17 protein-coding genes are annotated in these 19,783 nt (G+C 67.4%); 8 read left to right on the forward strand and 9 right to left on the reverse strand.

Annotated features, from left to right (window positions below; all coding sequences use genetic code 11):
- Positions 1–28 precede the first annotated feature (28 nt).
- The 3 genes from BDI24065_RS08415 to BDI24065_RS08425 all read right to left on the reverse strand — a co-directional run bounded on the left by BDI24065_RS08415 (position 29) and on the right by BDI24065_RS08425 (position 1,928).
- Entirely contained in the window at positions 29–484 is a 456-nt protein-coding gene (locus BDI24065_RS08415) for a MarR family winged helix-turn-helix transcriptional regulator (RefSeq protein ID WP_175030829.1), read from the reverse strand.
- 71 nt (positions 485–555) lie between these two features.
- The gene (locus BDI24065_RS08420) at positions 556–789 is read right to left on the reverse strand and encodes a DUF7661 family protein (RefSeq protein ID WP_175030830.1); all 234 of its coding nucleotides are present in this window, start codon (positions 787–789) and stop codon (positions 556–558) included.
- Between the two features lie 44 nt (positions 790–833).
- Entirely contained in the window at positions 834–1,928 is a 1,095-nt protein-coding gene (locus BDI24065_RS08425) for a serine hydrolase (RefSeq protein ID WP_175030831.1), read from the reverse strand.
- 241 nt (positions 1,929–2,169) lie between these two features.
- Here BDI24065_RS08425 and BDI24065_RS08430 point away from each other — a divergent pair, with 241 nt between their 5' ends.
- Positions 2,170–3,153, forward strand: a complete 984-nt coding sequence (locus BDI24065_RS08430) for a hypothetical protein (RefSeq protein WP_175030832.1) — start codon at positions 2,170–2,172, stop codon at positions 3,151–3,153.
- A 70-nt stretch (positions 3,154–3,223) separates the two neighbouring features.
- On the opposite strand, the gene BDI24065_RS08435 is transcribed toward BDI24065_RS08430, so the two are convergent.
- Positions 3,224–3,541: a hypothetical protein gene (locus BDI24065_RS08435; RefSeq protein ID WP_175030833.1), complete on the reverse strand. Its 318-nt coding sequence runs from the start codon at positions 3,539–3,541 to the stop codon at positions 3,224–3,226.
- A gap of 51 nt (positions 3,542–3,592) precedes the next feature.
- On the opposite strand from BDI24065_RS08435, the gene BDI24065_RS08440 reads away from it, so the two are divergent.
- Both BDI24065_RS08440 and BDI24065_RS08445 read left to right on the forward strand, forming a co-directional pair.
- Positions 3,593–4,468 carry a LysR family transcriptional regulator gene (locus BDI24065_RS08440; protein WP_046548044.1) on the forward strand — a complete coding sequence of 292 codons (876 nt, stop codon included), beginning with the start codon at positions 3,593–3,595 and terminating at the stop codon, positions 4,466–4,468.
- A 98-nt stretch (positions 4,469–4,566) separates the two neighbouring features.
- On the forward strand, positions 4,567–4,851 hold the full coding sequence (locus tag BDI24065_RS08445; RefSeq protein ID WP_039351195.1) for a hypothetical protein: 285 nt from the start codon (positions 4,567–4,569) through the stop codon (positions 4,849–4,851).
- A gap of 70 nt (positions 4,852–4,921) precedes the next feature.
- Here the strand turns inward: BDI24065_RS08445 and BDI24065_RS08450 are convergent, their stop codons facing one another.
- The 3 genes from BDI24065_RS08450 to BDI24065_RS08460 all read right to left on the reverse strand — a co-directional run bounded on the left by BDI24065_RS08450 (position 4,922) and on the right by BDI24065_RS08460 (position 10,860).
- Entirely contained in the window at positions 4,922–5,665 is a 744-nt protein-coding gene (locus BDI24065_RS08450; protein ID WP_175030834.1) for a transporter, read from the reverse strand.
- 77 nt (positions 5,666–5,742) lie between these two features.
- Positions 5,743–8,508: a magnesium-translocating P-type ATPase gene (gene mgtA / locus BDI24065_RS08455; protein WP_175030835.1), complete on the reverse strand. Its 2,766-nt coding sequence runs from the start codon at positions 8,506–8,508 to the stop codon at positions 5,743–5,745.
- Positions 8,509–9,222: 714 nt separating this feature from the next.
- Positions 9,223–10,860: a S8 family peptidase gene (locus BDI24065_RS08460; protein ID WP_175030836.1), complete on the reverse strand. Its 1,638-nt coding sequence runs from the start codon at positions 10,858–10,860 to the stop codon at positions 9,223–9,225.
- A 421-nt stretch (positions 10,861–11,281) separates the two neighbouring features.
- Here BDI24065_RS08460 and BDI24065_RS08465 point away from each other — a divergent pair, with 421 nt between their 5' ends.
- The 3 genes from BDI24065_RS08465 (at position 11,282) to BDI24065_RS08475 (ending at position 14,331) form a co-directional block, all read left to right on the forward strand.
- On the forward strand, positions 11,282–12,178 hold the full coding sequence (locus BDI24065_RS08465; protein ID WP_175030837.1) for a glutamate/aspartate ABC transporter substrate-binding protein: 897 nt from the start codon (positions 11,282–11,284) through the stop codon (positions 12,176–12,178).
- A 353-nt stretch (positions 12,179–12,531) separates the two neighbouring features.
- Entirely contained in the window at positions 12,532–13,788 is a 1,257-nt protein-coding gene (locus BDI24065_RS08470; RefSeq protein WP_175030838.1) for a multidrug effflux MFS transporter, read from the forward strand.
- A gap of 21 nt (positions 13,789–13,809) precedes the next feature.
- Positions 13,810–14,331 (forward strand): GNAT family N-acetyltransferase, encoded by a 522-nt coding sequence (locus BDI24065_RS08475; RefSeq protein ID WP_175030881.1) that lies wholly within the window; start codon positions 13,810–13,812, stop codon positions 14,329–14,331.
- 39 nt (positions 14,332–14,370) lie between these two features.
- Here the strand turns inward: BDI24065_RS08475 and BDI24065_RS08480 are convergent, their stop codons facing one another.
- Positions 14,371–15,060 carry a hypothetical protein gene (locus BDI24065_RS08480; protein WP_175030839.1) on the reverse strand — a complete coding sequence of 230 codons (690 nt, stop codon included), beginning with the start codon at positions 15,058–15,060 and terminating at the stop codon, positions 14,371–14,373.
- Positions 15,061–15,478: 418 nt separating this feature from the next.
- On the opposite strand from BDI24065_RS08480, the gene BDI24065_RS08485 reads away from it, so the two are divergent.
- Complete coding sequence (locus tag BDI24065_RS08485; RefSeq protein WP_175030840.1) at positions 15,479–16,804, forward strand: TPM domain-containing protein; 1,326 nt, start codon at positions 15,479–15,481, stop codon at positions 16,802–16,804.
- A gap of 81 nt (positions 16,805–16,885) precedes the next feature.
- Entirely contained in the window at positions 16,886–17,512 is a 627-nt protein-coding gene (locus BDI24065_RS08490) for a LemA family protein (RefSeq protein WP_175030841.1), read from the forward strand.
- A gap of 23 nt (positions 17,513–17,535) precedes the next feature.
- Here BDI24065_RS08490 and pbpC read toward each other — a convergent pair whose 3' ends face one another.
- Entirely contained in the window at positions 17,536–19,779 is a 2,244-nt protein-coding gene (gene pbpC / locus BDI24065_RS08495) for a penicillin-binding protein 1C (protein ID WP_175030842.1), read from the reverse strand.
- Positions 19,780–19,783 lie beyond the last annotated feature (4 nt).

Here is a 19,783-nt window from a genome sequence, read left to right on the forward strand (position 1 = left end):
CGGGTAGCGTGGGGCGCGCGGGCCGGATTCATTGCTCGCCGATGCGGCGGATCAGCGGGATCGCGGCGGCAAGCGTGTCGATGTCTTCGGGATCGAGCTGCTCGATCGCGGCGCCGAGCCACTTGTGTTTCGCGGCGTTGCGCTTGAGCCGTGCGTCGAGACCGGCCGCGGTCAGCCGGAACAGGATCTGCCGGCCGTCGGTCGGATGCGGTTCGCGCTCGACGAGACCGTCTTCCTCGAGGCTGGCGAGCGTCGCCTTCATCGACTGCGGCTTCATCGCTTCGGCGCGCGCGAGATCGGCGGTCGTCATCGGCCCGTGCCGTTCGAGTCGCGCGAGCGCGCTCGTCTGGGACATGCCGAGCCCTCCGGATTCGATCTCGGAGCGGAGCCGGCGGATCAGCTGGCCGACCGCGAGGGTCAGGTCAGCAGCGACGATATCGGCGGAAACGCCGGGTTTGCGTGGTGGGTTCATGCGGCGGATCATAGAACACGACAGCTAAACTTGCAAGTTTAGCTGTCGAATTGATCGCCGGATCGTGGTGCAACCGGGGGCGATTACGGGCTGCGGAGCGGGACCGGTACGACTTCGCTGTATCGCGGGGTCGCGGCTTCGTGCAGCAGGTCGCCGAGGTATTGCGCGAGTTCGTCCGCGGCGAGCGCCGACGGAACATGCAGGTTGGCCGGGCGCCGCTTGCCCTCGGTACCGAGATCGAACACGGCCCACTGGTCGTTCTTGCGCACGACGGCAAGCAGCCGTCCGAATGCGTTGAAGCGGTATTCGTCCTGCATGACATCGCTCCGTCAGGGTGAATGCGCCGGCCGCCCTTACGCGCCTACTGGATCGAGCAGGACAGCCAGCGGTGGATCTTGATGGCATCGCTCGAGACGCCCGCGCGCGTCGGGGCACCGAGCAGCACGACCGTTTCGCGGCGGCCCTTCACACGCATGCGCATCACGACGCCGTGCCCCGACTCGTTGATGAAGCCGGTTTTCTGCAGCCGGATCGGCAGGCGGCGATAGCGGACGAGTGGATCGGAATTCACATACAGCAGCTCGCCGTCGCCCGGGCGCACGGTGGTCGACGTATCCGTCGAGAAATAGCGGATCAGTGGATCCTGTGCTGCCGCGCCGACGAGCTTCGCGAGATCCTCGGCCGTCGACACGTTGTGCGGCGACAGGCCGGTCGGCTCGCGGAAGTGCGTATGGCGCATGCCGAGCCGGCGCGCTTCGCGATTCATCGCGTTGACGAACGCGGCGCGTCCGCCCGGATAGTCGCGGCTCAGCGCGGCGGCCGCGCGGTTTTCCGACGACATCAGCGCGATATGGAACATCTCGCGGCGCGACAGTTCCGAGCCGACCTGCAGGCGCGATCCGGTGAACTTGATCGTGTCGCGGTCGTGTGCGGTGACGCGCAGCACGCCGTTCAGCGGACGGTCGGCGTCGCGCGCGACGACGGCCGTCATCAGCTTCGAGATCGACGCGATCGGCCGCACGGTGCGTGCGTTGCGGGCCAGCAGCGGCGTGCCGGAGTCGACGTCGAGCACGTAGGCCGCACGTGAATGGAGGGAATTGACCGCACGCGGGCTGTAGCCGCAGCTCGCCATCAGACGGGGCCCGGCGGCCGGGCGCGGGCGGACGGCGGTCGTGCGCTTGGCACGGCGCTGCTGCGGGGCCGGCGCCGCGTGACGCTTGACCGCCTGGTGCTTCACGCGCGGGCGACGATGCTTGACGGCTTTCTTGTTGCGCTGGGCCGGCTTCTTCTTGACGGTTTTCTTGACGGCCTTCGCAGGCGCATGAGCGTGGGCGGCGCGTGGCGGCGGATTGCGTGGCGTGGACGATGCGTTCGTCGAGAAGGCGAACATCAGCATCGACAGGGCGACGAGCAGGGTGGTCCGGGCGAGAGGCAGGCGCGCGATGAGGCCGGTCAAGCGAAAGTCTCCTTTTCACGCGTGGCGAGGCTGCGTGAAATGCGTGGGCGGTCAGCGGGATGCGGAAAATTATACGGTCGATCGCGCGAAGATGACGATTCGTTTACGCATGGAGCGACGATTCGCACGCCGGTGCTCGTCATGGCGCGTAGCGCCGTGCACGCGTGCCGCCCCACCGCGCATGCGTGACAAACGGTGGCTGCGTCGGCAAGATGCCGGGGTCACCTTTCAGGAGCTTCCCGTGTCCGCGCGCCCGCATGATTTGACCGTGTCGCCGTATGCGTCGATCGACAGCCTTTGCGAGACGGGCGATCTCGTGGCCTTCAACGTGGGGCCGGACGACGCCGTCTACATGGTGTTCGCGCAGGAGCCGCTCGATTATCGAACCGAGGGGGCCGGCGGCGCGTCGTTTCCGAAAACGGTGCCGTCGACGTCGCAGCGGTATCGCGTGATGGCCTGGCACGGCGGCGAGGTTCGCATGGACTGCGTGATCGACGACGAGCCGTTCAATATTCACGACGTCCAGCCTGTCGGCGACGATCTGCTGCTGGTTTGCTGCCGGTCCGTTCGTCGCGGAGACGATGATTTCGACCTGAACGGGCGTTTTTATCGGCGCGACGGCACGGCGTGCGGCGCAATCCTGCTTGGCGACGGCATCGAGGCCGTGCAGGCCACGGCTGCCGGGGATATCTGGACGTCCTATTTCGACGAGGGCGTGTACGGCAATCTCGGCTGGGATTCGCCGGTCGGCGAGTCCGGGTTGGTCGCGTGGAGCCGGGCCGGTGAGCAGCGCTATGCGTTTGCTCCGTCGCCGGGGTTCGGCCCGATCGACTGCTGTTACGCGCTCAACGTTCCGAACGACCGGGACGCGTGGATCTACTACTACAACACATTCGCGCTCGTCCGCGTGCGTGACCGGCAAACAGTCTGGTCATCGCGCATGCCGGTCAACGGCAGCTACGCGTTCGCGGTCATGGAGGATGCGACGCGGCACGACGACTACGTGGCGCTGTTCTGCGGCTCGTATCAGGAACGCGACATGTTGTACCTGGTGCGTATCGATGGCGGTGGCGATGCTCGATTGGTGCGCACGTATCGCTTGCAGCGCAATGGTGCCGAACCGGTCGGAATCGCGCGAATGACTGGCCGCGGCCAAGTGCTTCATGCGGTCGGTACGGACGGTAACCTCTATCGGATCGATATCGCCGACCTGGCGCTCGGGTAAGGGCATCGCGCGTTTGACGTCGCGATGTCGGCGGCCGGCATGAAAAGCCTGCACGGGTGCCGCACGCCATTCAACGCGGCCAGTTGCGCCGCGACACCACCGCGAAACTGATCGCGATCGAACCGGTCACGGGGCGCGGCGGCGCGTTGTTCAGCGTGGTCATTGCGTCCACGGCGTCGCCGAAGCGAAAGCGGCGGCCGCGTCCGTCAGCGCGTTCGGTACGCTCGACTCGTTCAGCACGACGTTTCGGCGCGCGCAGATCGGCTGTCGCGGCGCGCTTGTCGATGGCGGCCGGCGCGCACGACGTGTCGTCGGGCGGACATTCACAGACGGGATCAAGGGACATGACGGTCGATTCCGGAAAGGGCATGTCCGTATTGAACGTCATCGCATTCGATCGGTAAAATGAATGTTTCGATCGTTACGATTCCTTTTAAGAATGGAATTGAAACTGCTGCGAACCTTCCTGACGGTCACCGAGCTGTGCCATTTCAGCCGCGCGGCCGACGCATTGCACATGAGCCAGCCGGCACTGAGCAAGCAGATCGGCGCGCTCGAGGCGAGCCTGGGCGGCAAGCTGTTCGAGCGCGGCCGGCACGGCGCGGAGCTCACATCGTTCGGCGAGCGCTTCCTGCCCGATGCGCAGGCGCTCGTGCGCGATGCCGACGAGATTCTCGCCCGCGCGCGTGAGCTGTCGAGCGGGCAGCGCGGTCATTTGCGGCTGGGCATCTGCCTGTCGGTGCTGACGCTCGTCCCGAAGCTCGTCGCCGAGTTTCGCAGCCGGAATCCCGGCATTGCCGTGACGCTGAGCGACCTGTCGTCCGCGGAGCAGACGCGTCGGTTGCGCGCGGGCAAGCTCGACGCCGGGTTCCTGCGCCTGCCGTCGGACGAGGGACTGTCGTCGTTCAAGGTGATCGACGAGGCGCTGGCGCTGGCGGTGCCGCCGCATCTCGGCCTGAAGCGCGTGCCGGCCGATCTCGGCACGCTCAACGAGATTGGCTTCATCGCGTTGCAGCGCGCACGCGGGCAAGGGTTGGCCGCGCAGGTGGACCGGTGGTGCGTCGAGCGCCGCTTCGTGCCGCACGTGACGCAGCAGGCCGAAGACGTGCAGTCGGTGCTCGCGTCGGTCGCGGCCGGCGCGGGCGTCGCGTTCATTCCGTCCCGTGCGCAATATCTGCTGCGTGACGCGACGGTACTGCCGCTCGACGGCAAGGACGCGAAGTGGCGCGTCGGGCTCGCGTGGCTGTCGGACCGCGACGATCCCGTCACCACACGCTTCGTGTCGTTCATGCGGGCCGCGATCAAGAATGCGTGATGGACGAAGCGGTATAGTGTCCTCAGCCGGCGGCGGTCGCCCGATCGCGTGCCGGATGCCCGAACGAAAGCTCCAGTCTCGCTCACCGACCGCAACCCATGACTTCAGAATCCGACGACTCCCCGCTCGATCCCGCGCTCGTTGCGACGCTCGCGACGCTAAATGAGGCCGCGAGCGATCCGGCCGGCAAGACCTGGTCGCTGCCGAAGATCGCAAAACGCACGCAGTTGCCGATGAGCACGCTGCGCCGCGTGCTGACGCAGCTCGACGCCGCGGGCCTGAGCGCGACGACGCTGAACGAGGACGGCACCGGCAGCGCGGCGTTGACCGACGAAGGGCGCGCCGTGTGCGCGCAACTGTTCGGCGCGAACGACGCGCAATGAAAAACGGGCCGCTGGAAGCGGCCCGTCGTCTTTCGGCTCGGTATGCGGTTCGATGCGGGGTATCGGCGCGTTACCACCGCACCGTCACGCCGCCCATCACCGAATGATCGTAGGTCTGGTCGTTCAGCCCGCGCCGGTAGCCGATGTCGAGATCGAGCCACGGCTTCGGGGAATAGATCGCGCCCGCGATCACGAACGCAGGGTTCGCGCCGGCACCGCTTTCCGTGTTGCGCGACGTGCCGATGTCGGCCACGATCTGCAGCTTGTCGGTCGCCTTGTAGATCGCCGCGCCCGACACGGCCCAGATCGACGTCAGGTCGCCCTGGCGATTCGGCTGGTATGTCATGCCCGCATTCGCGAGAAACGAAAACCGCGCGACGTCGAGCTGTGCGAGCAGCGTTGCGCCGGCACCCACGCGGCCGGTACCGAGCCCGCGCCGGTCGTTGCCGGTCGGTGTCGTCAGCTTCGGTTTCAGCGCGATCGACAGCGGGCCGCGCTCGACGAACCGCCATTTCATGCCGATCTCGACATCGCCGATCCCGGCGCCGTTTTCGTCGGTGCGCGTCTGCAGATGCGTGTACGGCGCGTTTACGTAGAGATCGACGTGCTCGCCGAATCCGCGCGTGAGCGTCGCGTTCCACAGCTGGTGGCGGCCGTTTTCTTCCTGTTTCGAGGTTTCCTCGGCGTTGAACTCGAACTGCCAGTTCGCGTTGCCCTGCGTGCCCGTGTCGTCGCTGACGAGCGGATGGGTGGCGAGGGCATCGAACGGCGCGAGGAGGGCGCTCGCGGCTGCGAGCGGAAGCATTCTTTTCATCGTGTCACCCGTGATGCGTGGCGAACCTGCCGGCCCACGCCGAGGGCGCGGGCCGGCAGGCCGTCAAGCGAAGACGTTCAGAACCACTGCTTGTAGCGGCGCACGTAGATCGTCTTGACGATCTGCGCGAGCAGGATGTAGCCGACCATCGTCGCGGCGAGCCACAGCCAGAAGGTGCCCGGCAGGTGCATGAAGCCGAGGGACTCCGCGAACGGCGAGAACGGCAGCCAGCAGCCGATCGCGATCGCGGTGAACGTCGACAGCAGCACCGGCAGCGCGGCCGTGCTCTGCAGGAACGGGATCTTCTGCGTGCGCAGCAGGTGCACGACGAGCGTCTGCGACACGAGGCTCTCGATGAACCAGCCCGAGTTCATCACGATCTGGCCGCCGGTGCCGCCGTTCAGGTGATACATCGCACCCGCGCCGAACACCGTCCACATCAGGATGTACGTCGTGATGTCGAACACCGACGACGTCGGCCCGACCCACAGCATGAAGCGGCTGATGTTGCCGGCTTCCCACTTGCGCGGCTTCTTCAGGAACTCGGGATCCATCTTGTCCCACGGCAGCAGCATCTGCGACGTGTCGTAGATCAGGTTCAGCACGAGCAGCTGCGTCGCGAGCATCGGCTCCCACGGCAGGAACGCGCTGGCGACGAGCACCGAGAACACGTTGCCGAAGTTCGAGCTCGCGGTCATGTTCAGGTACTTCAGGATGTTGCCGAACGTCTCGCGGCCCTTGATCACGCCTTCCTCGAGCACCATCAGGCTCTTTTCGAGCAGGATGATGTCCGCGGTTTCCTTCGCGATGTCGGCGCCGCTGTCGACCGAGATGCCGACGTCGGCGTCGCGCAGCGCGGGCGCATCGTTGATGCCGTCGCCGAGGAAACCGACCGTGTGGCCGTTCGCCTGCAGCGCCTTCACGATGCGCGCCTTCTGCAGCGGCGTCAGCTTCGCGAACACGGTCGTGCGTTCGACGACCTGCGCGAGCGTCGCGTCGTCGAGCGCTTCGATTTCCGTGCCGAGGATCGGCTTGCCGGGTTCGAGGCCGACCTGGCGGCACACCTTCATCGTGACGATCGGGTTGTCGCCCGTCAGCACCTTCACCGCGACGCCGTTTTCGCGCAGCGCGGCGAGCGCCGGTGCGGCCGATTCCTTCGGCGGATCGAGGAAGGTCAGGAAGCCGCGCACGACGAGGTCATGTTCGTCGGCGGTGCGGTACTGCTGGCGCTCGTCGCCGCGCGGGATCGTGCGCGTCGCGAGCACGAGCACGCGGAAGCCGTCCTCGTTGTATGCGCTGGCCTGTTCGAGCAGCCGCTTGCGCGCGACGAAGTCGAGCGGACGCACGCCGTCTTCATCCTGCACATGCGTGGAGACGGCCAGCATCTCCTCGACCGCGCCCTTGCAGATCAGCAGGTGCGTGCCGCGCGTATCCTCGACGACGACCGACAGGCGGCGCCGCACGAAGTCGAACGGCAGTTCGTCGATCTTCTTGTAGCCTTGCGGCTTCACGCGCTCGCCGATCTCGTCGGCACGCGCGACGACCGCGATGTCGATCAGGTTCTTCTGGCCGCTCTGGTGGAAGCTGTTCAGCCAGCCGAGCCGCAGGATCTCCTCGTCCTTGTGGCCCGACAGGTCCAGGTGATGTTCGAGGATGATCTTGTCCTGCGTGAGCGTGCCGGTCTTGTCGGTGCACAGCACGTCCATCGCGCCGAAGTTCTGCACCGAGTTCAGCCGCTTGACGACGACCTTGCGGCGCGCCATCGCGACCGCGCCGCGCGCGAGGTTCGCGCTGACGATCATCGGCAGCATCTCGGGCGTGAGGCCCACGGCCACCGCGAGGGCGAACGTGAGTGCGCTCAGCCAGTCGCCTTTGGTCAGCCCGTTGATCATGAACACGATCGGCACCATCACGAACATGAACTTGATCAGCAGCCAGCTCACGCTCGAGACGCCGCGGTCGAAGCTCGTCTCGATGCGCTTGTGGCTCACGACGTTGCGGGCGAGCGAACCGAAATAGGTGTCCTCGCCGGTCGCGACGACGACGGCCGTCGCCGTGCCGCTGACGACGTTGGTGCCCATGAAGCAGACGTTCTCGAGATCGAGCAGCGATGCCGACGTATCGGTCGCGGCGCCGGCCGCGCGCGTGCTGGCGGATTTGCCGGCGACCGCGCCGAGCGTGTCGTACTTCTCGACCGGCAGTGCCTCGCCGGTCAGCACGGCCTGGCTGATGAACAGGTCGCGCGATGCGAGCAGGCGCACGTCCGCCGGGATCATGTCGCCGGCCGACAGGTGCACGATGTCGCCGGCCACGACTTCGCGCATCGGCACGTCGCGGCGGGTCGGCTCGGACGTGTCGGTCATTGCACGCTGCACGGTGGCGGTCGTGCGGACCATCGCCTTCAGCTTCTCGGCCGCGCGCAGCGAACGGAATTCCTGCACGAAGCGCAGCAGCGCGCTGATCGTGACCATCGTCAGCAGGATCGTCATGCCGACATAGTCGCGATCGTCGGGTGCCGCGAAGTAGACGTCGGTGAAGAAGCTGATGGCGGCCAGCACCAGCAGCACGTAGACGAACGGGTTGTGGAACGAGAGCAGCAACTGGCGGGTCCAGTGCGGCGGCTTGTCGTGCGCGATCTCGTTCGGGCCGTAGTGCTGCAGGCGGTCGGCGGCCTGGTCGTAGGTGAGGCCGCGCGTGCTGGTGTTCAGCGACTTCAGCGTGTCTTCGAGCGGACGGGCCGCTTCCTGCGCGGCGCGCATGATGCGCGGTTCGTTCTGCGGGCCGGCACCGGCCTTGATGAAGCCACGCTGCTTCTTTTGCGATGTGTTGTGTCGTGTTGTCATGAGTCGCTCCTTGCGCACGAGGCGGCGGGCGGGGAGCGACCGTGACGTTATCGACGCACGAGCGCTCCCCGCCGCGTCGCGTCAGGCGCGATCGGCTGTGGATCGGTGAAGGTGGGAACGCTCGCCGGCGCGTACGGTGCGGCCGGAGGGGCGATGTGCAGCGTCGCACCGGCGAGCGGTAATCGACTACTGTCGTCTGAGTTCATCTGCACTCCTGTCGGTTGCGAATGATCGGCACGGGCGATCGACAGCGACGCACGCACGAAGGCGCGCGGCCGGATGGCACGCGAACGGAAAACGCACGCAGCTGACGCTGCGCGCAACACGAACGCACGCGCGCGACGGCGCATCGCGTGCATTCGACAACAACAAAAATTCGGCGGGAGATCTGGCCAGTCAGGCCGGAAGGACGCCGCATCCTGCTTCCCGGGATGCGGCAGAAGACGAGGCTCTGCGCGTTTTCCTCAGGCAGCAGTCGAGTTGGTCAAGCACCAACTACAACTCGCATCGGTGTTCACAGAACACTCCATGTAATTAGACGGGAGCGATGGTAATGGGTCGCTGTGCGAAGCGTCAACCCTTTTGTCAGCTGTTATTTCGAGAAACGTAATCGGGTCGATGCGGGAGCGGAGCAACGCCGGATCGCCGCCAATGAAACGGCCGCGCGCACGCCATGTCGGCATGCGCGCGGCCGCGCCGGAGCAGGGGGGCTGGCTAGTTGGCCGACGCGACGGCGGCCCCTGCATCGAGGATGCCCGAGCCTGCCGGCATCGCGGTGCACGACGTGCCGGCCGCCAGCTTGGTCGTGCGCGTGCCGCCCTGCAGCTTCTGCTGGATCTGCGCCGGCGTGAGGTTGCCGTTCACCGACAGCATCAGCGCGGCAACGCCTGTCACCTGCGGCGTCGCGAGGCTGGTGCCGTTCGCGAGGCCGTAGGTGTCCGAGCCCGGCGTCGTGGTGCCGGTATTCGACGTCGACAGGATGTTGACGCCCGGCGCGCTGAGCGCGACATCGGCGCCGAAGTTGCTGAACGACGCACGGCGGCCCGTTGCGTCGGTGGCGCCGACGCTGATCACGCCGCGGCAGTTCGCGGGCTGGTCGAGACCGGTCGACAGGCCGTCGTTGCCGGCGGCGACGACGACGGTCACGCCCTTCGCGGTCACGTCGTCGATGGCCTGCTGGAACGTCGTGCTGCACGCGCCGACGCCGCCGAGGCTCAGGTTGATGACCTTCGCGGGCGTCGGGTTGTTCGGTACGCCGCTGACCGCAATGCCGGCCGCCCAGCGCATCCCGTCCGCGATGTCGCTGGTGGTGCCGCCGCACTTGCCGAGCACGCGCACCGGCAGGATGCGGCCGAGCCACGAGATGCCGGCGATGCCGGCGCCGTTGTTGGCGGTTGCGCCGATCACGCCCATCACGCGCGTGCCGTGCCAGCTGCTGTCGCTCGGCTGGGTCGCGCAGTTATAGTACGGACCGTTCGTATTGCTGAGTTCCTGCTGCGTGACCCAGTCACCCGGATCGGTTGCGTCCGGGCCGCGCGTCAGGCCGTTGTTGCTGGTGTTGACGTTGCTGATGAAGCTGTAGCCGGGCAGCAGGTTGCCGACGAGGTCGGCGTGCGGCCGGTAGCCGGTGTCGAGCACGGCCGTGACGACGGTCGGCGAACCCTTGGTCACGGTCCACGCCGGCGGCATGTCGATGCCGGCGGTCGGGTCGGACAGGTACCACTGCTGGCTGTAGAGCGGGTCGCTCGGCGTGTCGCGGATCTGCATCGGGTGATCCGGTTCCGCGTAGTCGACGTCCGAATCGGCGGCGAATGCCTGCGCGAGTGCGGCCGCGTCGGTGGCGGCCATGCGCTGGCCGAGCGACAGCACGGCCGCGCCGTTCGAGATCGTCCGTTCGACCTGCACGTTCGGTGTCGCTTGTCCGACCGTGCTCGCATACGCACGTGCGCTGCCGGCGACCGGCGCCGTCCAGCGCGTCATCGAGCGCTGGATCACCGCGTCGAGCCGCGTCCCGTTGTCGATGGCCGCCATCGCCCGCGTGGCCGTCAGCGTCTTCAGCTTGACGATCAGGTGATCGATCGGCGCTTCGACCGGCGCGGTCTGCGCCGCCATCTGCACCGCGGCCTGCTGCGTCGCGCATGCATTGTTGCCGGTCGTGGTGGGGGTGGGTGTCGGGGCGGTCGGAGCCGGCGTCGGAGCCGGCGCCGCGTTGGAGGAGGACGGGTTGCTGCCGTCGCCGCCACCGCCGCCGCAACCGGCGAGGGGCAGGAGGGCGGCGGCAGACAGCATGCCGGCGAGCATGCGCGCATGTGCGGAGCGCGCCAGCGCGAAATTGAAACGTTTGGCTCTCATGTTGAAACTCGATCCTCGAAGATAACCGTCGTGCCGGCGGTGGCGCTGGTCCGGCTGACCCGGACCTTGTCTTTTTTGTCTGACGCTTGCAGCAAGGCTGCTGCGACGCGCCATGCACTGGGTAACGGCCTGCAACGCGGCTTCTTGAGTACGTTTCGCGAGAAAAACCGGGGCTCGCGCAAACGATTACGTTGCTGCGATGCAGCATGAACGCGTGTTTGGAACGAGTGGCACAGAAGGTGGGGCGAGTCCACGCGCGGCCGGTCAGGCGAAACGTGCGGCGCGGGCCCGTTTGCGCGGTACGGAAAACATCTTTCACGGCCCGGCCGCGCTGGAAGGTTGATTACGCTTTCCCTGATTCGACGCGAATTTTGTCGGGCGTACGATCGCGATTCGATCAACGTTTCGTCAGGAGAAAAGCATGGATCGCCGCTTACGCTGGCTGGCCGTCGCGCTGTCCTGTGCGCTGGCCGGCGCCGCGCACGCGCAGGCCCTCACCGGCACGCTGAAGAAGATCAAGGACACGGGCGTCGTGTCGCTGGGCATTCGCGAATCGTCGGTGCCGTTCTCGTATTCGGACAACCAGCAGAAGAACATCGGCTATTCGCGCGATATCGCGTCGCGTATCATCGACCAGTTGAAGGCGGACCTGAACCTGCCGACCCTCGCGGTGAAGGAAATCCCGATCACGTCGCAGAACCGGATTCCGCTGCTGCAGAACGGGACGATCGATTTCGAATGCGGATCGACGACGAACACGCTCGAACGGCAGAAGCAGGCCGCGTTCTCGAACAGCATCTTTCTGTACGGCATTCGCTTCAGCACGCGCAAGGATTCGGGCGTGAAGGATTTCGCGGACCTGGCCGGCAAGACGGTCGCGACGACGGCCGGCACGTCGGACGAGCGCCTGCTGCGCAAGCTCAACGAAGAGAAGGCGATGAACATGAGGATCATCAGCGCGAAGGATCACGCCGAAGCGTTCATGAACGTCACGACCGGGCGCGCGGTGGCGTTCGTGATGGACGAGCCGCTGCTGTACGGCGAGATCGCGAAGGACCGCAACCCGGGCGCGTACACGGTGACGGGCACGCCGCTCGTCCACGAGAACTACGCGTGCATGATGCGCAGGGACGATCCGGCGTTCAAGCATGTCGTCGACGGCGTGATCGCGAAGATGCAGACGTCGGGTGCGGCCGAGAAGCTCTACAACCAGTGGTTCACGCAGCCGATTCCGCCGAAGGGCGTGAGCCTCAACTATCCGCTGTCGGTGGAGATGAAGCAGCTGTTCAGGAATCCGACGGATCAGGCGCAGTATTGATTTGACGCGGGTCCGATCGACGTTCGGCAATGAAAAACCGCCGGCGCGTGCCGGCGGTGTCGACAGTACGGCGGGGCGAAACGCGCCAGGCACGCGTTTCCGGCCCGCGCGGGGCCGGACGCCGAGCTAGCCGGGGTTGGCCACCGGCGGCGATGCCCCCCGGCGAGCGCTGCCGCGCCGCTAGCGGATTTCCGGCTGTGCCGCAATCGGCATTCAACCTCGTCCACGCCAGGGGAATCCGGCCGGGTGACCCGACAACAGGCACAATACGGGATTCGCCACGACGCACGCGTGTTCGCCATTCGAACATCGCACGGCTGCGCCGCTGCTGTCCGACATCCTTCCCAGTCGTCATGAACGCCACGCTCACTCCCGCGCGCGAGTCGAATTCGCCGCGCTTCCTGCTGTTCCTGATCTGCCTGTTCGCGTCCGCCGGCCAGCTCGCGATCGACATCTACGTGCCCGCGCTGCCCGACATGGCACGGTCGTTCGCGACCACGCCGCAGGCGATCCAGTCGAGCGTGTCCGGCTACATGGCCGCCTATGCGCTCGGCCAGCTCATCTTCGGGCCGATCGCCGACGCTTACGGGCGCAAGCGCGTGCTCGCGTTCGGGCTCGTGATCTACACGATCGGCTGCCTGCTGTCGCTCGGCGCGCAGAACCTGGAGACGTTCGTGCTGGCGCGCTGCCTGCAGGGCTTCGGGATCGCGACCACCAACCTGCTCGCGAAGGCGATCATCACCGACTCGTTCTCCGGCCAGGCGCTGATGCACGCGTTCACGTACATGTCGATCGCGTGGGGGCTCGCGCCGATCGTCGCGCCGGTGATCGGCGCGCACCTGCAGGAATGGTTCGGCTGGCGTGCGTGTCTCGTGTTCCTGCTGGTGTACTCGCTGGTGATGTGGGCGCTGTTGTGGCGTTACCGCGAAACCTTGCCGAAACCGGTGCATCTCGAGCCGCGCACGCTGATGACGAACGCGGGCAAGGTGCTGGCGAGCCCGGTATTCCAGAGCTGCTTCCTCGCACAGGGGCTGTGCTACAGCATCCTGCTCGTGTTCAACATCGTCGGCCCGTTCATGGTGCAGACCACGCTGCACAAGCCGCCGACCTTCTTCGGCTATCTCGCGCTCGGGATCGGGCTGATGTATTTCCTCGGCGGCCTGTCGAACCGGATTCACGGGCCCGGGTTGCCGAGCGCCGAGCAACGGCTGCGCATCGGCGCGCGCGTGATGGCCGGCGCGTCGGTCGCGATGCTGGTGCTGGCGCTGACCGTCGGGCTGCGCGTGTGGACGCTCGCCACGCCGGTGCTCGTGATGGGCTTCTGCGCGGGCGCGATGTACCCGACGCTGATGGCCAAGGGCAATTCGCTGTTTCCGCATATCGCGGGCCTGACGAGCGCGATCCTCGGATGCGCGCTGCTGCTGGTGTCGTCCGCGATGATGGGGCTGGCCGGTTTCGTATCGATTCATGTGCTGACGCCGCTCGCGGTGTTCTTCGTCGTGCTGTCGTGCATCGTCGTGTGGATGGTCACCAAGCTGCTGCGTTACCTGTCGCAGCAGCAGCAGGCGCAGGCCGCACCCGTCGTGTGCGGGCGCGGGGAGGCCGCGTAAGTGACATTCGTCGACCGGCCGATGAGCCCGATCCTGCTGAACCGCGTCGCCCGAACCGACGCCGCCGACCTGATCGCCGCCAATCGCGCGAGCCGGAGCCACCATCTGCCATGGGTCGACTCGTTCACCGACCAGGCCGGATTCGACCAGTGGTTCGGCCGCTGCCTGACGGGCCCGAGCGTCGGCCTCGTCGCGCGCGAGCGCACGTCAGGCGCGGTGGTCGGTGTGGTGAACCTCAACGAGATCGTCGGCGGCGTGTTCCAGAGCGCGTATCTCGGGTACTACGGGATGGTGGAATTCAGCCGCAAGGGGCTGATGACCGACGCGATGCGTGCGGCGATCGGCGTCGCGTTCGGCGAACTCGGGCTGCATCGGCTCGAAGCGAATATCCAGCCCGGCAACCACGCGTCGATTGCGCTGGTGCGGCGGCTCGGGTTCACGAAAGAGGGATTTTCGCCGCGCTATCTGCGCATCGGCGGCGAATGGCGCGACCACGAACGGTGGGCGCTGCTGGCCGACGGCGAACCCGAAGCGCACATCTGACGCCCGCTACCGGGCGATCTTCTTCCCGCCGCCGGCCGCTTACAGCGGATGCGCCGCGCCGGCCTGCGTCAGCAGCGTAACGGCCACCGGATCCGGCATCCCGTTCGAGTCGATTGCGCCGGCTTTCGCGAGTGCGACGAGATCGCTGTCGACACCCGGTTGCCCGACCGTGAACGACGTGGTCAGGAAGGCCGGCACGGCGAGCGTGACCGAATAGCGCTGCTGCAGGTTCGTCACTACGGCCGATTGCGCGGCCTGTACGGTGTTCGCGCTGTTCATCGCCTGCTGATAGCGCGCATTCCCCTGGAAATTGCCGATCAATCCGGCCGTGTTCGTGCCGAGCTGAGCGGCGAGATAGGTCAGCATCAGCTCGGTCTCGGGCGTCGTATTGAACGTGCCGCCCGCGTATGCGAGCGAATGCAGGCTCGTGCCGCCCGACGTTACCGTGATGACGCACGGCAGCGCGGCATTGACCGTCACGTTGTAGTTGCCGCCGCCGTCCGTCAGCGTGGTCGCCGAGCCCGACGCGCAGCTGACCGTTACCTGGGCGCTCGCGAGTGCATTGCCGGTCGCGGCCGTGCCCGACAGCGCAACCGTCTGCGTGTTGTTGTTGAAGCAGGCATCCACGCCGAAGCAGGCATCGCCGTTGCAGGCCTGAAGCGTCGCGAGGGTGGCGACGCAGAGGGCGCCCAGCGCGGGGCGGATGAAACGCCTGGTGTGAATGTTCATGGTCGCGGGCCTTGACGAGAGTGGGGCCACCGGTGAGCGCCAAAGGTGCGGCACCGTTCTCATTCTAGGTCCCGAATCGGGGGGCTGCTTGCCGGGTTGGCCCGCTTGCGGCCGGGGGCGGCCTGCCGTCGAGCGTGTCGTGCGCTGCACGGCCTTGCCGGCAGCGGGGCGATACGACGGCATACTGAAATGACGCGGCCCGGGAGTCGGCTGGAAACCTTTCAGTTCCTTTCACAATTGGTTATGCTGCGGGACGATTAAAAACGACGAGAGAACGTGCCGTTCCCGATGGAGCCGGCGCGACGTTTCCGACATGAACTTGAAACGACAGACGGGCCGGCCGTGCCCGCCGGGTGGCGAAGGCGATCGGGCATCGTCGGCAGGCACGACCCGAGGCGGTATTCGGCACGCACGCAGCATGAAGGACACGACCTGCTGGCGCGGCATCTGGAAGGCCACCACGGCCTTGCTGGCAGGCGCGATCGTGCTGTCCGGCAACGCGGCCACCGCAGCGCCCGCCGAAGACGGCAGCACCACCGTCGCGGTGTCGTCGGCCGCCACGCTTTTCACTCCTGCCCAGTCGGCCTGCACGCACGTCGCCGCCGCAGCGGCCTATCCGGTCGCCGCCAAACCGGAAACCGCGCCGCCGCTGAAAGGCCGCGTAACAGACACGACGGGCGTACTCGGCGCCGCCTGCGCAGCCGAGCTGACCGACCGTCTCGCCGCGCTCGAACAGCAACTCGGCGTACAGATCGCGATCCTGCTGGTCGGTTCGACCGGGCAGTCGACGATCGAACAGTTCGCGACCACCGTATTCGACCAATGGAAGCTCGGCAAGGCCGAGGTCAACAATGGCCTGCTGCTCGTCGCCGCGCTCAACGACCACACCGTGCGGATCGAAGTCGGCTACGGGCTCGAAGGCACGATTCCGGACATCGTCGCGGGCCGGATCATCCGCGAGCGGATCGTGCCGGCATTTCGCGAGAACCGCACTGAAGCCGGCATCAGCGATGCGGTCGACGCGCTGACACGCAACATGTTGCCGGCGGACGTCGCTACTCCGGATCAGGCAGCACCCGCGGCAGCGCCCGGCGGGCGCGACGACGCATACGAAACGGCCACGGCGACCACGACGGATGCCACGACCGAACCAACTCGCAACGCACGAACCGGCGGCGAACGCTACCAGTCGAACGGCCTGCCGGTGCGGAAACACACGAACACGGGCGGCGTGCGGTTCTGGTTCCTCCTCGGGGTGGCCAATGTCGTGCTGGGCGTCGTCGCGCAGTGGCGCCAGCTGCGCCGCAGGGTGGCGCTGCTGGCCGCCTGGCTCGTGGCGGCCGTCGTGCCGATCGTGATGCTGCCGGTCGGCGCGATCTTCAACGGCAATCTCGAAGCCATGCTGGGCGCCGCGGCGTTCGTTCCGGCTGCGGCCGGTGTCGCGCCGTGCCTGCTCGGCATCAACCTGTTCCTGTCGGCGCGCGTGCGCAAATACACGGCGATCGTGGGCGGGACGCTGTTCATGATCATCGCGATTGGGCGCGAGATGGACTATTCGATCGAGGAAGTGCTGTCCGGCATCTTCGGCGTGCTGTGCGTGCTCGCCGCGATCTGGGCGAAGCTGATGGGCATCGGCTCGTCTTCGTCGTCGTCCTCGTCGGGCTCCCGGTCGCGCTCGAATTCCGACTCGTTTCGCGGCGGCGGCGGTTCGAGCGGCGGTGGCGGCGCATCGGGCCGCTGGTAGCCGCCGCGCGCGGCGGGCCCGCGCACCTGATTCTTTTCACCTACCGCTCCGTCCGGAGCGTTCAACCGGAAACAACCGACGATGAAATGGTTTCGAATCCTGCTCGTGTGCTGCGTGCTGGCTCCGCTCGCGGGGTGCGGCTATAACGCGATCCAGTCGTCCGACGAGGACATCAATGCCGCATGGTCCGAAGTGTTGAACCAGTACCAGCGCCGCGCCGATCTCGTGCCGAACCTCGCCGCGTCGGTGAAGGGCTACGCGTCGCACGAGGAGCGCGTGCTGACCGAGGTGGCGTCGGCCCGCGCGCGCGTGGGCAGCGTGCAGATGACGCCGGAGATGGCGAAGGACCCGGCCGCGCTCGCGGCGTTCGACCAGCGGCAGGGTGAGCTGAGCGGGGCGCTGAGTCGGCTGATGCTGGTGTCCGAGCGCTACCCGGAGCTGAAGGCGAACGAAGCGTTCCGCGATCTGCAGACCCAGCTCGAAGGCACGGAAAACCGCATCGCGGTTGCGCGCGGCCGTTACATCAAGACGGTGCAGCACTACAACGTGCAGATCCGCCAGTTCCCGGGCGTCGTGATTGCGAGGATCTTCGGCTACCAGCCGCGCCCGAATTTCGGCGTCGCGAACGAAGCGGCGATCTCGACCGCGCCGACGCTCGATTTCTCCGCGCAGCCGCAGCCGCCGAAGGCGAACGTGGCCGGCGAGTAAGGCCGGCTCACGGTCTCACGCGTTCAGGGCTTGCGCGCGGCGGCCTTCGCGAACGCGCCGCGTACCTCGAAGCTGATCGTATCGGCCACGTTGCCGCGCGCGTCGACGAGTTCGAGCCGGTGCCGGCCCGGCCACGGCATCCACGCGATGCGATCGGCATGTCCGATCACCTTGTCGTCGAGCCGCCACGCGAACTTCGTGGCGCGCCCGGCCGAGCGTTCGAACCAGATCCGCTGGTTCTTCGGCGGAATGTCCGGATCGATCGCGAAGATCGTGCCGTCGGTCGGCGTACCGATCGTCAGCGGTGCGCGCGCACCGTCCTTGCCCGGCGTGACGGGGGCGGCGAGCCGGATCGTGTCGACCGCCGTTCCCGCGATGAACCACTCGTTGCGGGACGGTTCGATATCGCGTTCGAACGTGATGCGGCGCGTCTCGACGCCGGCCGGCGCGCGCGGCGCACGGCTCGGCTGGTCGCGGTGCAGGTAGCCGACGACGGCCGACCACACCGGCGACGCGCCCGTGACGCCCGACACGTCCCACATCGGCGAGCCATCCGCATTGCCGACCCACACCCCGACCGTATAGCGCGACGTGAAGCCGACGGTCCAGTTGTCGCGCATGTCCTTGCTCGTGCCGGTCTTGACGGCCGAGAAGAAGCGCGTCGCGAGCGGATTGTCGAAGCCGAACGTGCGCACGCGCGCGTTGTTGTCGGAGAGGATGTCGGTCACGACGAAGCTGGCCGCTTCGCTGAACACGCGCGTGCCGTCGGCCGCGCGGGCGCTCGAGGGTGTCGATGCGCCGGTCGCCGATGCCGGCGCGGGCAGGTCGACGGCCTTGCGGGCGACGCCGCCGTTCGCGAGTGCGCGGTACGCGTTGGTCAGCGACAGCAGCGTGACGTCCGCACTGCCGAGCGCGAGGCTGAAGCCGTAGTAGTCGCCTTCCTGCGCGAGCGGCAGGCCGAGCGCGGTCAGCGTGCGCGCGAAGCGGTGCGGCGTGACGAGCACCAGCGTGCGCACGGCCGGCACGTTCAGCGAGCCGCCGAGTGCGCTGCGCACGCTCACCCAGCCCTTGAAATCCTTGTCGTAGTTCTGCGGAATGTACAGGCCGCCGCCGGCGGCGAGGTTGATCGGCGCATCGTCGAGCAGCGACGCGGCCGTCAGCCGTTTCTCGTCGATCGCCTGCGCATAGAGAAACGGCTTGAGCGTCGAGCCGGCCTGGCGCGGCGCGAGCACGGCATCGACGTCGCGCGCGCTCGACAGCGCGCCGGACGAGCCGACCCACGCGCGAATCTCGCCGGTTGCGTTGTCGATCACGACGACCGCGCCGTCCTGCACGTTGCGCCGGTGCGCGGGCGCGTTGAGTTCGGTCAGCGCGCGCACCAGCGTGTCGCGCGCGAAGCGCTGCAGCGGCGCATCGAGGGTCGTGCGCACCTGCGCGCCGGCCGTTGGCCGCACCTCGGCTGCGATGCGTCGCGCGAAGTGCGGGGCGAGGGCGGCGCCGTCGTCGCGCGCGGCGCTGGCCGGCCGCGCGGTGACGAGCTGCACGTAGCCGTCGAGCGACGCGCAGGCCTGCTCGGCATGCATGTCGCGCAGGATCCGGCACGCGCGCTCGGCGACTTTCGCGGGCGTTGCGTTGGGCGCGCGCACGAGTGCGGCGGCAATCGCCGCTTCGCGGGCGTCGAGACCCGACGGCGCCTTGCCGAACAGCACCTGCGACAGCGCGGCGAGGCCGATCGTCTCGCCGCGGAACGGCACGAGGTTCAGGTACGCCTCGAGCACCTGGTCCTTGCGCCAGCCGCGTTCGAGCAACAGCGCGTTGACTGCCTGCGACGCCTTCTGCGGCAGCGAGCGCTGGCCCGAGCGGCGCGGCGAATCGCTGAGCAGCCCGGCGAGCTGCATCGTGACGGTCGACGCGCCGCGCGTGCGCTCGTTCCACAGGTTGCCCCACGCGGCGCCGGCGATCCCTCGCCAGTCGACGCCGCTGTGTTCGTAGAAGCGCTTGTCTTCGGATACGACGATCGCCTCGCGAAACGCGGGCGACACGTCGGCGAGCGACACCCAGTCGCCGCGCCGTTCGGTGAGGTCCACGCGCGTGCGCTGCAGCGGCGTGCCGTCGCGCGCGAGCAGCACCCAGTCGGAACTGCGCCAGTTGCGGCGCACTTCGTCGTAGCTCGGCAGCGCATGCGCGACGAGCGGCGCGGCCAGTACGATGGCGACGAATACGCGGCCGGCGAAACGCGCCGGCCGCGGCAATGCCAGATCGATCATCAAG

Origin of the sequence: Burkholderia lata (assembly GCF_902499025.1) — a bacterium.
GTDB classification, from domain to species: domain Bacteria; phylum Pseudomonadota; class Gammaproteobacteria; order Burkholderiales; family Burkholderiaceae; genus Burkholderia; species Burkholderia lata_C.

Coding starts and splice junctions, on each gene's coding strand:
- BDI24065_RS08415 (WP_175030829.1), bottom strand. CDS start 484: ATGATCCGCCGCATGAACCCACCACGCAAACCCGGCGTTTCCGCCGAT.
- BDI24065_RS08420 (WP_175030830.1), bottom strand. CDS start 789: ATGCAGGACGAATACCGCTTCAACGCATTCGGACGGCTGCTTGCCGTC.
- BDI24065_RS08435 (WP_175030833.1), bottom strand. CDS start 3,541: ATGACGTTCAATACGGACATGCCCTTTCCGGAATCGACCGTCATGTCC.
- BDI24065_RS08440 (WP_046548044.1), top strand. CDS start 3,593: ATGGAATTGAAACTGCTGCGAACCTTCCTGACGGTCACCGAGCTGTGC.
- BDI24065_RS08445 (WP_039351195.1), top strand. CDS start 4,567: ATGACTTCAGAATCCGACGACTCCCCGCTCGATCCCGCGCTCGTTGCG.
- BDI24065_RS08450 (WP_175030834.1), bottom strand. CDS start 5,665: ATGAAAAGAATGCTTCCGCTCGCAGCCGCGAGCGCCCTCCTCGCGCCG.
- mgtA (WP_175030835.1), bottom strand. CDS start 8,508: ATGACAACACGACACAACACATCGCAAAAGAAGCAGCGTGGCTTCATC.
- BDI24065_RS08460 (WP_175030836.1), bottom strand. CDS start 10,860: ATGAGAGCCAAACGTTTCAATTTCGCGCTGGCGCGCTCCGCACATGCG.
- BDI24065_RS08465 (WP_175030837.1), top strand. CDS start 11,282: ATGGATCGCCGCTTACGCTGGCTGGCCGTCGCGCTGTCCTGTGCGCTG.
- BDI24065_RS08470 (WP_175030838.1), top strand. CDS start 12,532: ATGAACGCCACGCTCACTCCCGCGCGCGAGTCGAATTCGCCGCGCTTC.
- BDI24065_RS08475 (WP_175030881.1), top strand. CDS start 13,810: ATGAGCCCGATCCTGCTGAACCGCGTCGCCCGAACCGACGCCGCCGAC.
- BDI24065_RS08480 (WP_175030839.1), bottom strand. CDS start 15,060: ATGAACATTCACACCAGGCGTTTCATCCGCCCCGCGCTGGGCGCCCTC.
- BDI24065_RS08485 (WP_175030840.1), top strand. CDS start 15,479: ATGAAGGACACGACCTGCTGGCGCGGCATCTGGAAGGCCACCACGGCC.
- BDI24065_RS08490 (WP_175030841.1), top strand. CDS start 16,886: ATGAAATGGTTTCGAATCCTGCTCGTGTGCTGCGTGCTGGCTCCGCTC.
- pbpC (WP_175030842.1), bottom strand. CDS start 19,779: ATGATCGATCTGGCATTGCCGCGGCCGGCGCGTTTCGCCGGCCGCGTA.